Annotated in this window: 11 protein-coding genes; 5 read left to right on the top strand and 6 right to left on the bottom strand. The window is 34.6% G+C overall.

All coding sequences use genetic code 11. The annotated features are described in order from the left end of the window. Positions 1 to 69: 69 nt before the first annotated feature. From CXF67_RS06600 to CXF67_RS06585, 4 genes are all read left to right on the top strand, one after another. Positions 70 to 339 carry a heavy-metal-associated domain-containing protein gene (locus CXF67_RS06600; protein ID WP_102088031.1) on the top strand — a complete coding sequence of 90 codons (270 nt, stop codon included), beginning with the start codon at positions 70 to 72 and terminating at the stop codon, positions 337 to 339. Positions 340 to 354: 15 nt separating this feature from the next. Next, entirely contained in the window at positions 355 to 1698 is a 1344-nt protein-coding gene (locus tag CXF67_RS06595; RefSeq protein ID WP_102088030.1) for an MBL fold metallo-hydrolase, read from the top strand. Between the two features lie 74 nt (positions 1699 to 1772). Further along, entirely contained in the window at positions 1773 to 2825 is a 1053-nt protein-coding gene (locus CXF67_RS06590) for a thioredoxin-like domain-containing protein (protein WP_102088056.1), read from the top strand. Positions 2826 to 2862: 37 nt separating this feature from the next. Beyond that, complete coding sequence (locus CXF67_RS06585; protein WP_102088029.1) at positions 2863 to 3390, top strand: porin family protein; 528 nt, start codon at positions 2863 to 2865, stop codon at positions 3388 to 3390. Here the strand turns inward: CXF67_RS06585 and CXF67_RS06580 are convergent. Further along, positions 3356 to 3667: a carboxypeptidase-like regulatory domain-containing protein gene (locus CXF67_RS06580; protein ID WP_102088028.1), complete on the bottom strand. Its 312-nt coding sequence runs from the start codon at positions 3665 to 3667 to the stop codon at positions 3356 to 3358. The genes CXF67_RS06585 and CXF67_RS06580 overlap by 35 nt on opposite strands. A 35-nt stretch (positions 3668 to 3702) precedes the next feature. On the opposite strand from CXF67_RS06580, the gene CXF67_RS06575 reads away from it, so the two are divergent. After that, complete coding sequence (locus tag CXF67_RS06575; RefSeq protein WP_102088027.1) at positions 3703 to 5352, top strand: M1 family metallopeptidase; 1650 nt, start codon at positions 3703 to 3705, stop codon at positions 5350 to 5352. Between the two features lie 9 nt (positions 5353 to 5361). Here CXF67_RS06575 and CXF67_RS06570 read toward each other — a convergent pair whose 3' ends face one another. From CXF67_RS06570 to ettA, 5 genes are all read right to left on the bottom strand, one after another. After that, entirely contained in the window at positions 5362 to 6456 is a 1095-nt protein-coding gene (locus tag CXF67_RS06570; RefSeq protein ID WP_102088026.1) for an AMP-binding protein, read from the bottom strand. A gap of 74 nt (positions 6457 to 6530) precedes the next feature. Then, positions 6531 to 7475, bottom strand: coding sequence for a CPBP family intramembrane glutamic endopeptidase (locus tag CXF67_RS06565; protein WP_102088025.1), 945 nt, complete (start codon positions 7473 to 7475; stop codon positions 6531 to 6533). Beyond that, positions 7472 to 8512, bottom strand: coding sequence for an o-succinylbenzoate synthase (locus CXF67_RS06560; RefSeq protein WP_102088024.1), 1041 nt, complete (start codon positions 8510 to 8512; stop codon positions 7472 to 7474). Before CXF67_RS06560 ends, CXF67_RS06565 begins: the two co-directional genes overlap by 4 nt. Before the next feature lie 76 nt (positions 8513 to 8588). Next, entirely contained in the window at positions 8589 to 10541 is a 1953-nt protein-coding gene (locus CXF67_RS06555) for an endonuclease (RefSeq protein WP_102088023.1), read from the bottom strand. A gap of 125 nt (positions 10542 to 10666) precedes the next feature. Beyond that, entirely contained in the window at positions 10667 to 12358 is a 1692-nt protein-coding gene (gene ettA / locus CXF67_RS06550; RefSeq protein WP_102088022.1) for an energy-dependent translational throttle protein EttA, read from the bottom strand. Positions 12359 to 12366 lie beyond the last annotated feature (8 nt).

Genomic DNA, 12366 nt, shown 5'->3' with positions numbered 1-12366 from the left:
ATTTAAAATAGAAATGTTTACTATTGAATTTATTATAAAAAGATTAAAATTAAACAATTAGATAAAAGCATGACAACTACAGTGGTAATCCAGAATTTGAAATGCGGTGGCTGTGTCCATACAATTACAAAAAAATTACAAACTTTAGAAGATGTTTCTCAACTAGAAATAGATGTTGAAAACGACAGGGTTTCTTATAATTTCAACAATCGATCTACAGTAGACCAAGTCAAAGAAAAGCTGAAAGTTTTAGGATATCCAATAATGGGAGAGACTAATACTTATTTTAATAAAGCTAAGTCTTTTATAAGTTGTGCTACTGGAAAATTAAATCAATAATTTAAAAAAGCAGCTATGACAATTAAACAATATAACGACAAACCCTTATCTCATTTATCCTACGCTATTGTAAGCGATGGAAAAATGGCACTTGTAGATCCCGCGAGAGATCCACAAGCTTATTATGACTTTGCAGAAGAGCAAAAAGCAAAAATAGTTGCTGTCTTTGAGACGCATCCTCATGCTGATTTTGTGAGCAGTCACCTGCAAATACATCAAGAAACTGGTGCTGCGATTTATGTGAGTAAATTGGTGGGGGCCAATTATCCTCACCATAGTTTTGATGAAGGTGAAGAACTCAAAATGAATGGTATCACTTTTAAATGTATCCACACGCCAGGACATTCTCCAGATGGAATAACCATTCATGCTGTGGACAAAGCCACTACTAAAGAGGCTATTTTCACAGGAGACACTCTTTTTATTGGAGATGTAGGCCGACCAGATTTAAGAGAAAAAGTAGGAAATATGACTGCAAAGCGAAAAGAACTGGCGCAGGCTATGTATAAAACAATGACTACCAAATACAATCACCTTTCCGATAATGTATGGGTCTATCCTGCCCATGGAGCTGGAAGTTTATGTGGTAAAAACATGAGTTCAGATACCACAAGTACATTAGGTAATGAGCGTATAGGTAACTGGGCTTTTCAAAAGCAAACCGAAGAAGAATTTGTAGGTGAAATCTTAGATGGACAACCGTTTATTCCTTCTTACTTTGGGCATAATGTAGATATCAATAAAACAGGGGCTGCTGTATTTAGGAAGTCTATTTCTGATATTCCCGTTCACCTGAACGTAGAATCTTTTGATGCAGATGCACCAGTGATAGATACTCGTCCCCAAGCAGTTTATAAAGCCAACCATTTGGCAAAAAGTTTCAATATAATGGCCAGGTCTGAAAATGATAAAATTGAAACTTGGATTGGAGCAATAATTCAACCTAACGAACAATTCTACCTCGTATTAGACTCTATTTCAGATTACGATGAAATTCTATCTAGAATTGCTAAAATAGGATACGAATCTCAAGTAAAAGCGGTCTTAACGCTTGGCCAAGTAAATTTTGAATCTTCTAATGCTTTAGAGTATGCGGATTTTAAACAACATCCAGATCACTATACTATTATAGATATTCGGAATGTAAGCGAATTTGAAGACTCTCAAATATTTGATTCTGCCAAGAATTACCCTCTTAATGAATTGAGAGCTTCGGCTATAAATATTCCTACAGATAAACCTATTATGGTCCATTGTGCTGGGGGGTATAGAAGTGCTACGGGAAGTAGTATTATAGAATCTATCTTGCCTAAAGCTAAAGTTTACGACTTAAGTGAACGCATTAACGATTTTGACTAAATAAATTTACAATTCATTTATTTTAAAGGTTGGTGAGTTCTCAGCACCCTTTTTTTTATAGTATTTTTGTTATTATGAATAAAAATATACTTTACCTCGGTTTTGCGTTAGCTTTAGTTGGCTGTATGCAACCTCTAAAAAAAACCAGTAATAAACAAACTTTTTTAGTTCAAGGGAGTATCAATGGAGATTTTGAAGACTATATTTATATTCGCTTTGATGGTGCTCTAGACAGTGCTGAAGTTATTAATAATAGCTTTCAACTTGTAGGAGAAGTATCTTCTCCTAAGGCCTTTCAATTCAAATTTGATTCGATCTCTACCTCAGATGTTTTTTATTTAGAAAACGATACACTTCTTTTTGATATTCTTATTGATGAAGAAACCATAGACGGACAAAATTTTAAGCTCTACCAAACTAAGCAAGTGAGCGGAGGTAAAACTCCAACTCTAAAAAAAGAAATAGAAACCTATTTCAAATCTTTTTCCAAATCCAAGAAAAGCAGAGATGCTCTCTACTTAAAGATGGACAGTTTAATTAAAAAGTATCCAAATCATGACTATTTAGGAAAGGTACTTTCACAAATAGCAATGGAACAAAATTTACTATTTAATGACATTAGAGGCTTATATTCTAACTTGGATGTTGATGAGCTGAACCCAAATGATGTCGCTATTTTAGAAAATTACCAAAACAAACGAAAAGTTTTTCAAATAGGAAATGAGATTCCTAATTATGAATTAATATCTATAGACTCTAAAGCAGTTGAATTCAAATCCCATTTAACTCAGTATACTCTAATCCAATTTTGGAACAGTTGGTGTGAAAAATGCAGACTTCAAAACAATAAATTGAAGGAAATCTATGAAAAATATAATTTTAAAAACTTTGAAATTATAAGCATATCTTTAGATACAAATCAAGAGGATTGGATATCTTCGGTTATAGAGGACTCTTTACCTTGGGAGTCCTATAGGATTGAAAAAGGATTTACAGGTAAAATGTCTTCTGATATGGGGATTATTCATCTCCCTCAGTCTTATCTAGTCGATGAGAAAGGTAGAATTATTGAAATTAATTTAAGTATAGATGAGTTGGATGCGATTTTATCTGCTTTGTTAAACTAAACTAAATTTAAAAACGTTATTGTAAAAACTTTTAAGTATGAAAAATGTTATAAAAAGTGTTGTCCTAGTATTTGTTTTCTTTTATTCATTTCAGCTTAGCGCTCAAAGTTTAGATTTGGGAATCAAAGGAGGTGTTAATTATGCATCTATATCTAATCTAGATTCTGACGGAAGATTAGGCTTTACAGGAGGTGTTTTTGTTGGAGCTCGGTTCAACACCTTAGGGCTTCAGGCAGAAGTTCTTTTCTCTCAACAAGGGGGGCGTTTTAATCAAAGTGAGATCGAAACGGACTACGTTTTGGTTCCTGTTCTCGCCAAATTGCACTTTTTAAGAATTTTTAATATACAGTTTGGTCCACAATTTAGCTATCTTTTAAATGAGAAAGATATTTTAGGATCAGAAAAAGTAGACATTTCTGGAGCCGTTGGACTGGGTTTGAGCTTGGGTTCTGGACTTCGTGCAGATGCCAGATATAATTTTGGATTTACAGATGCCGTTGCTTTCGATGGTGCATCAGGAAAAAATAGATTTATTTCTCTAGCTCTGGGGTATTCTTTTTTATAAGTTTAGCTTGAATATCGTCTTGATTTTCGTCAATAGTTAATCTAAGCATTTCATAAGTGGGATGGGTAAAAATAAGCTCATCTCCCCTATTTTTTGTATTTATCCTAAAGGAACCATTTGAATTTGTTTTGGAATTTAGATCGGTACCCATAACCTGTACCAAGACATTTTCCAGGGGTTCGTCAGTTTCAGTTGTGACTTTACCATCGACAAGTTGACTATCGCTTCCACAGGATAAAAATGCAAAGGATAGCAGAATAAAAGTAATTTTTTTCATAGTATTTTTATAATAAATCTGATATTAAATTTCTTATGAAACGAATATACATTTTCCTTTTCATCTTCTCTTTTTCCTTAACACTGCACTCACAAATAGTGAATGCTAATCAAGAACTATTTAGCAGAGCAGATACTTTAAGAGGAAGCTTACGCCCAGAACGCACAAGTTTTGATGTACTCTCCTATACTTTGGATATTAAAGTAAATCCTGAGAAGAGATATGTTCAGGGTTTTAATGAGATTGAGTTTGAAGTCAAAGCTCGAACCAAGCGCATACAACTGGATTTATTTCAAAATATGAAGATTGACTCTATTATTTTTAAAGGTAAATCTCTGAATTATAAAAGAGAGTTCAATGCGGTTTTTATCAATTTCGATAAGCCACTTAAAAAAACATCTGTCCAAAGCCTAAAATTTTATTATTCAGGATATCCAAAGGTTGCGAAAAATGCTCCTTGGGATGGTGGTTTTATTTTTTCTAAAGATAGTGATGATAAGCCATTTATAGGCGTAGCTGTTCAAGGAACAGGGGCGAGTTTATGGTATCCTAATAAAGACCACCAAAGCGATGAACCAGAGTCTGTTGATATAAAAGTGAGTGTTCCCAATGGACTTATGAATGTTTCCAACGGAAGATTAATTGCTGAAACAGCCTTAGAAAATGGTTATACACAGTGGCACTGGAGAGTAGAACACTCTATTAACAACTATAATATCACGTTGAATATTGCTGATTATGTTCATTTTGAAGACCAGTATAACGAGTTGTCTTTAGATTATTATGTTCTTAAAGGAAATTTAGACAAAGCAAAGCAACAGTTCCAACAAGTTCACCCTATGATGGATTGTTTTTATGAAAAATTTGGAGACTATCCATTTCAAAAGGACGGCTTCAAACTAGTGGAAACCCCTTATTTAGGGATGGAACATCAAAGTGCTGTAGCTTATGGAAATGGCTACCAAAATGGATATTTGGGGACTGACCTCTCCAAAACTGGAATTGGTCTTAAATGGGACTTTATTATCATCCACGAATCTGCTCACGAGTGGTTTGGAAATAGCGTTTCTGCAGCAGATATAGCGGATATGTGGATACATGAAAGCTTTACAGCCTATGCAGAATCTGTTTTTGTTGAATGTGAGTTTGGTAAAAAAGAAGCGATAAGGTATTTATACGGCCTTAGAGATATTATAGCGAACGATAGGCCTATAATAGGCAAATATGGAGTAAATCATGAAGGTTCTGGAGATATGTACTACAAAGGAGCTAATATGCTCAATACACTGAGAAGCATCATTGATAACGATGAAAAATGGTGGAGCCTATTAAAAGAGTTTCATAAAACGTTTAAGTATCAAACCATCCATGCTAACGATGTTATCAATTTCTACAATAGCAGGACCGAACTTAATCTAAAACCTATTTTCGACCAATACCTCAATTACATCTCTATTCCTGAATTGCAACTTAAATTTGACAAGAATAAAACACTATATCTACGCTGGAAAACAGATGTTGAAAATTTCAAAATGCCTATTGATTTTCAAAATGTAGAGGAAGGTCACTTATCAAGAGCCCTTATAGACAAAAATTGGAAAAAGATTGAAGTAGAATTGGAAGATCTTGGAGATTTGGCCATCAATAAATATGGATACTATATAACTATTATCCAAGTGAAATAAAATGGGCATTTACCCCATCAATTTTTTTAAGGTCTTTTGACGATGAATTTTACCAGAAGTAGTTTCTTCAAACTTTTCTATGAGATAAACATTTTTAGGCCTTTCATATTTATCAAATGTCTTTAGTTTTTTGACGACCTCTTTTAAATCGCTTAAGAACTTTTCGTTATGGGGAGCTTCTACAAACAAAACCACTTGTTCACCTAAAGAATCATCTGCTAAACCTGCTATAAAAAAACGCTGAGTAATACGTTTTTGAAGTTTTTCTTCAACAGATTCTGGAAATATTTTAACGCCACCAGAATTGATGATGTTATCCAACCTTCCTTTCCAATAGAATTTTTTAAAAGTTAAAACCTCAACGATGTCGTTCGTCTGAAGCTCTTCTTCTAAAATTTTTGGTGCTTTTATAATAAGACAATTATCCTCGTTTTTTGAAATGCTTACATTTGGTAAAGCTTTAAAAGGACGCTTTTCTTTATTATCCTTTTTAGGATTTAGCCTTCTGGCTGCAATGTGAGAAATGGTTTCTGTCATTCCATAAACTTCAAAAACTTTGGCGGGTATACCTTGGATTAAACCAATAAGATGTTCAGAAACGGTACCACCGCCAACAATTAATTTTTTAATTAAATGCAATCTCCCTAAAGAATAGTCCATTTGAAAGGGAGTCATAGCACAGAAATCATAGGTTTTAAAAAGATTATCTAGGGGGTTGGATTTAGGCTCTACAATGTCCAAATCCCATCCTAAAATCATTGCTCGAACCAACATCATTCTGCCACCGATATAATCTGCGGGTAGGCAGAGTAAAGCTTTGGTGCCCTCTTTTACATTGAAGAATTTACCTGTAGCTAGGGCACTATTAACCATCTTTTGTTTGTCTATAAAATAGATTTTAGGATCTCCAGTAGACCCAGAAGTTCTTACTTTAATTGTATCATAATCATCATTAAGCCAATCGATTAAAAAATCTCCAATTTTTTCTTCAAAAGCCTCACCTTCTTTTACATAACTATAGGCGACTGAATACAATTCATTTCTATCAAAATGAATCCCATTAATTTTAAAATTAGGATGTATTGCTAGATGAGTATTGACCATTATAATGTTGTATTTATGATATCAATACTAGATATTATAAATACAATAATCAATATTAAAATGTTAAATTTACATTATCGTGTTGATTCAGGCAAAATCACCTTTCCAAAAAGTTTAGATTTCCAATTTTTCCATTTATAAACCTTAGCCATTACCAATAAATAAATAGGATAAACAATAAGAACTGGAAAAAAGACATCAAAACCTACCATAGGTTCTTCCGTATAGATCAAAATTGACTCTGTCTGAAAAACAGTCCAGTCTGCTGTAACCAATAAAGCTGTAACTAAATTGTTCCCGGCGTGATAACCAATTGATAATTCTAAACCTTCATCCATCAGCGCCATAATTCCCAAAAGAAAACCAGTACCAATATAACTTACCATAATGATATACCCGAGTTTTCCAACTTCTGGATTTCCAAGATGTAGAAGTCCAAACCCCAGTGAGGTTGCGATAAGAGGCAACCATCTATTTTTAAAAATAACACCTAAACCTTGCATAAAATACCCTCTAAAGTAAAGCTCTTCAAAAGTGGTTTGAATAGGAACCATTATAATACCAATACTGGCTAGAATGATAAATTGATCCCATTTAAGGTTCCATAAATAGTCATCTGGATTAATCACATAGTCCAAAATAGTCATAATTGCTATAAAAAAACCAACGATGCTAAACCCAAATGCAACACGCTTCCAGTCAAATCGAGCTCTTGTGGTTAAGAGGTCTTTAAATTTCTGATTATGAAAAAATCTTACTATAAGCCAAACTCCAAAAAAACCAACAGCGAAAGAAAATAACATCAAGAAAAAAGTGAGGTTGGAATCTAACGCCCCCATTAATACTTCATAATTACCGATTTCGGAAACACCCTGTCCATCTGCCATCAATTTATATGTAACAGCAGCTAAAAAAGGAATTGACCCCACTTGCCAAATGATGAATACTAAAAATGCGCCTACCAAATATCTCCACCATTCATGATATCCTTTTGATGCTAATGCGATGTAATCTTTCATAAATTGAATTTATTTTCCCAAGGGTATTCTGGTTTGTACTTGATTTTTTCTCCCTCTATCGTTAAGGGACTTTTCATATTATTTGTATAAAGACCCCCAGTTCCTAAGCCTTGTGGCATTTTATTGTGCTGCATAAATGTAAATTGCGAAATTGCATTTAGCCCAATATTGCTTTCTAAGGCGCTAGTCATCCACCATTTTATGTGGTGTTTATTTGCCAAATCTATCCATTCCTGTGAGCCTTTAAAGCCACCGATAAGACTAGGTTTTAAAATAATATACTGAGGTTGTATAGTTAGTAAAGCTTTTTCCTTATTTGTTACATTTTTAAGACCAATTAATTCTTCGTCTAAAGCAATTGGTAGAGGTGTTTGTCTGCATAAGTCTGCCATAGACTCCCATTGTCCAGCGGCAATAGGCTGTTCGATACTATGTAGATTAAATTCACTGAGTTGCTTTAATTTTTCTAAAGCAGAATCTTTAGAAAATGCCCCATTAGCATCTACTCTCAATTCGACTTCTGACGCTGAAAATTCACTTCGGATATACCTCAACAAGTCTAATTCTGATGTAAAGTCGATAGCTCCAATTTTAAGCTTAATACAGCTGAAACCTTGTTTAATTTTCTCTTGAATTTGAGATTTCATAAAGGACTTCTCGCCCATCCAAATCAATCCGTTAATGACCATTCCCTTTTTTCCTTCAGTAAATTCTGAAGGAAAAAGAACATAAGAGTTTGAAGAAGAAAAAGAGTTGAACGCCATTTCTAATCCAAATTGAATAGAAGGATAATCTGCTAATTTAAGATATAAAACATCTAAGCCTAAATGGATATTTTCACACACCCAATGAAGAGTTGCTTCATACTCTTCTATAGGATCAATACTCAATCCTTTTAGAAGTCCACACTCACCTATTCCATACTTAACATCGTTCTCAAATTTGATAAACCAAGAGTCTTTTGTTTTCAAAACTCCTCTTGAGGTTCCGCTTGGTTGTTTGAAATTCAGCGTATGTTTAAAGTAAGTTACTTTCATTTTCAAAATTTGCATAAAAATAAAAAAAAGCCAACGTTTTCATAACAGCTTTTTCATAATAATTAAAAAACATCAATTAATTGATGATAAGTTTTTTGGTTATCACTTTGGAATTACTCATAACTCTTAAGAGATAAATACCAGCACTTAACTCCAGTGCTATCCGATCTCCAGAGTTTACTTTAGTCTCCAAAACTTTTTTACCTGTCATTGAATACATTTGAATAAAAGAGTCATTTGAAATTCCTTGAAGCTGAATATAATTTGAAGCAGGATTAGGATAAATCGATATCTCTTCTGTCCTGTTTTGAGTTACTGAAAGGGACTGATCCCAAACCTCCCCTTGATTATTTCCCCAGATATAATTTGCTAGCTCTGGATAATCTATAAAGGGATTTCTATTGTTTTGCCAAGTATAGGCTATATTATTCCTGTTCATTTCAAAATCATCAGCTGGATCATCGAGATGCCATTGCAATAAGGTTTGCAAATCGCCAAGCTGACCAGTGCTATCTGGAAAACCATCTACGACCGAAAGATTATTAAAGCGTATAGATAAATAAAATACAGCTCGTGCTACGTCTCCTCTAAAACTACCTAGAGTTCCTTCGGGTCCTATATATTCTCCAAAATGTTGGTTACCTCTTGAACTATTCTCATTAGCATCTGTGGCTCTTAGGCCATGAGCATCAGAATTTGCATGTCTTAAGGAGTCTGCATTGGTCACCCACCATTCATTAATTCCTGTAGCAATTTCATCGTCTTCTATACTGAAAAAACCACCCCTGGACCTAGGATATACATGCTCCCTGTTCCAAAATCCAGTTCCTGATGAACTCAGTTGATAGAGGTATTTGGGTCTAGACTCCTCTCTGTAGGCTAACCAGACTTCGTTGCTATTCATCGGGCTTTGATCAGCAGATTTAAGAATATCAATAATATCTGAATAGGTATGAATCTTAACCACTCCTTCTTCTGCAATGATATCTTGTATAGCCTGACTTAGATTAGGACCAGATTCTCCATTTAAAATTTCGAAATAATCAGATGGTCCCGTGGGCTCGACTTTATCGAAAGTTGGATGAATAGGAGTCCCCCAATCGGCAACGGTAAAATCGTCATCAATGGCAATAACTTGAATAAAATTACTATTCAAAATAAAGGGCTCACCAAGAATATCAACTGCAATGGAGATAAACTCATCGCCTTCGTCTACCTCATCATCAACTAGATTAATAACTACAGAACCTGAGTTTGTTCCTGCAAAAAGAGTGACAGAGGTCTGTCCGGTATAATCCTCTTCAGTAAACCCTCCGTTGATCAAACTGAAAGTAATCATAATCTCCTCCATCAACGTTTCTGAAGTTTCAAAATCAATGGTAAAGCTATCACCTTCGTTGACAAGATTGGAACTTGGTGTGACGTCTATAAAAACAGGAGTTATTCCACTTCCATCATTTGGTATTCTAGGAGTTGGTGTGCTGACAAACCAAGATCCATCAAAGTTTCTTTGCATGGATTCTAAGTCCGAATTACCATTCACATCTTCGTCTATTTGTTCGGTTTGTGCAAGGAGATTTAATAAGTTTTGATCTTCTGGATCACTTGTCCCGTAAACTAGGGCGTCTACAAGATCATCTATAGTGGCGAGGGTTCCTTCTTCAAAATCTTCCACACTGCCCCTATACACAGCAACAGCATCTGCTCCATTTTGAATGAAATTTCTAAGCAATCGATAATTAGGACTTGGAGTAAGTTCAGGTCCACCTAGTACAAATAACCCGTTAAAGTCAGTCACAAAACCGTCAAGACTCAAAGCAAAGTAACTGGAGTCTGCTCCTGAACTGGATCCATTAAAAAGAACGAGAACATACCCGTCCAATGGTGACTCTACAACTTGAGTTCTCAACTCTATAAATTCTTGAGTATCTACGCCAGGGGTATCAGAATCTACTTCGTTTATTATAACTTCTTGAGAAAAGATAAACTGACTTAATAAACAGAATCCTAAAAAAGTAATTTTGTTCATCACATGTTTTTACAAAGATAATTAAGTTTTCTCTTATCAACTGAAATTCAGATAACTATATGATTAATACAAAAGCTCTCTACAAGATTGTAGAGAGCTTTTGTATTTAAAAAAATCGCTTAATATTATCTAACCAATTTTTTATATTTAATTCGTTTTGGCATTAAATCACCGCCCAAACGTTTTTTCTTATTTTCTTCATATTCACTAAAGCTACCTTCGAAAAAATAAACTTCAGAATTTCCTTCAAAAGCAAGAATATGAGTACAAATTCTATCTAGAAACCATCTGTCGTGAGAAATAACTACAGCACACCCTGCAAAGTTTTCTAAACCTTCTTCCAAGGCTCTAAGTGTGTTAACATCTAGATCATTGGTTGGCTCATCCAAAAGCAAAACATTACCCTCTTCTTTCAACGTCATTGCTAAATGAAGTCTGTTGCGTTCTCCACCAGACAATTTGTTGACTTTCTTATTTTGTTCGCTACCATTAAAATTAAAACGACTTAAATAAGCTCTAGAATTAACTTTTTTACCGCCCATCATGACTAGATCTTGTCCTTCACTAAAGTTTTCCCAGATGGATTTATCTGGATCAATATTAGAGTGAGCTTGGTCTACATAAGCAATTTTAGCAGTTTCACCAACTACAAATTCACCCTTATCAGGTTGAATTTCATCCATTATCATTTTAAAAATAGTCGTTTTACCAGCACCATTAGGGCCAATTACTCCAACAATACCAGCTTGAGGAAGTTTGAAATTTAAGTTGTCGTACAATAACTTCTCATCAAACCCTTTGCTTACTCCACTGGCATCAATTACATTGTTACCTAAACGCGGTCCATTAGGAATATAAATTTCAAGTTTTTCATCAAGTTTTTCTTGGTCTTGACTCATCAACTTATCATAATTATTCAATCTAGCTTTTTGTTTAGATTGTCTTCCTTTTGGAGCCATTTTAACCCATTCTAGCTCACGCTCCAATGTTTTTTGGCGTTTGCTGGCTTGCTTATTTTCTTTAGCCATTCGCTTAGATTTTTGATCTAACCAAGACGAATAGTTTCCCTTCCAAGGAATCCCTTCTCCTCTATCTAGTTCCAAAATCCAACCTGCTACGTTATCCAGAAAATATCTATCGTGAGTTACTGCAATGACAGTTCCCTTGTATTGTTGCAAATGATGCTCAAGCCAATGCACAGATTCTGCATCTAAGTGGTTGGTTGGCTCATCGAGAAGAAGAACATCTGGTTCTTGAAGAAGTAAACGACATAAAGCTACACGCCGCTTTTCTCCACCAGATAAATTTTCGATTTTTTGATCGGAAGCCGGTGTTCTTAGAGCATCCATAGCTACTTCAAGCTTATTATCGAGTTCCCAAGCATTGGTAGCGTCAATTTTATCCTGAAGTAATGCTTGACGATCCATTAATTTTTGCATCTTTTCGGCATCTTCGTATACCTCTGGTAACCCAAAATCATCATTGATTTTGTTGTATTCATCTAAGATCGCTACCACATCAGAGACTCCTTCTTTGACAATCTCAAGTACTGTTTTTTCGGGATCCAGTTCAGGTTCTTGCTCAAGATATCCTACTGAATAGTCTTGGGAAAAGACAACATCACCACGGTAGTTTTTTTCGATTCCGGAAATTATTTTCATCAAAGTAGATTTTCCAGAACCATTAAGCCCTAAAATCCCAATTTTTGCACCGTAAAAAAAACTTAAATATATATTCTTTAAAACAGGCTTATCTTCACCTGGGTATGTTTTGGATACTCCCGACATGGAGAATATCACTTTTTTATCATCTGCCATTATTTATT

This window comes from Psychroflexus sp. MES1-P1E (assembly GCF_002836055.1).
GTDB lineage: Bacteria > Bacteroidota > Bacteroidia > Flavobacteriales > Flavobacteriaceae > Psychroflexus.
The sequence above is the reverse complement of the archived record's forward strand: the minus strand, read 5'-3'. Positions and strand labels throughout refer to the sequence as shown.

Bases quoted from the DNA above. Each gene is read 5' to 3' on its own strand.
- CXF67_RS06600 (WP_102088031.1), top strand. From the start codon at position 70: ATGACAACTACAGTGGTAATCCAGAATTTGAAATGCGGTGGCTGTGTC.
- CXF67_RS06570 (WP_102088026.1), bottom strand. From the start codon at position 6,456: ATGGTCAATACTCATCTAGCAATACATCCTAATTTTAAAATTAATGGG.
- CXF67_RS06580 (WP_102088028.1), bottom strand. From the start codon at position 3,667: ATGAAAAAAATTACTTTTATTCTGCTATCCTTTGCATTTTTATCCTGT.
- CXF67_RS06560 (WP_102088024.1), bottom strand. From the start codon at position 8,512: ATGAAAGTAACTTACTTTAAACATACGCTGAATTTCAAACAACCAAGC.
- CXF67_RS06575 (WP_102088027.1), top strand. From the start codon at position 3,703: ATGAAACGAATATACATTTTCCTTTTCATCTTCTCTTTTTCCTTAACA.
- CXF67_RS06590 (WP_102088056.1), top strand. From the start codon at position 1,773: ATGAATAAAAATATACTTTACCTCGGTTTTGCGTTAGCTTTAGTTGGC.
- CXF67_RS06585 (WP_102088029.1), top strand. From the start codon at position 2,863: ATGAAAAATGTTATAAAAAGTGTTGTCCTAGTATTTGTTTTCTTTTAT.
- ettA (WP_102088022.1), bottom strand. From the start codon at position 12,358: ATGGCAGATGATAAAAAAGTGATATTCTCCATGTCGGGAGTATCCAAA.
- CXF67_RS06555 (WP_102088023.1), bottom strand. From the start codon at position 10,541: ATGAACAAAATTACTTTTTTAGGATTCTGTTTATTAAGTCAGTTTATC.
- CXF67_RS06565 (WP_102088025.1), bottom strand. From the start codon at position 7,475: ATGAAAGATTACATCGCATTAGCATCAAAAGGATATCATGAATGGTGG.
- CXF67_RS06595 (WP_102088030.1), top strand. From the start codon at position 355: ATGACAATTAAACAATATAACGACAAACCCTTATCTCATTTATCCTAC.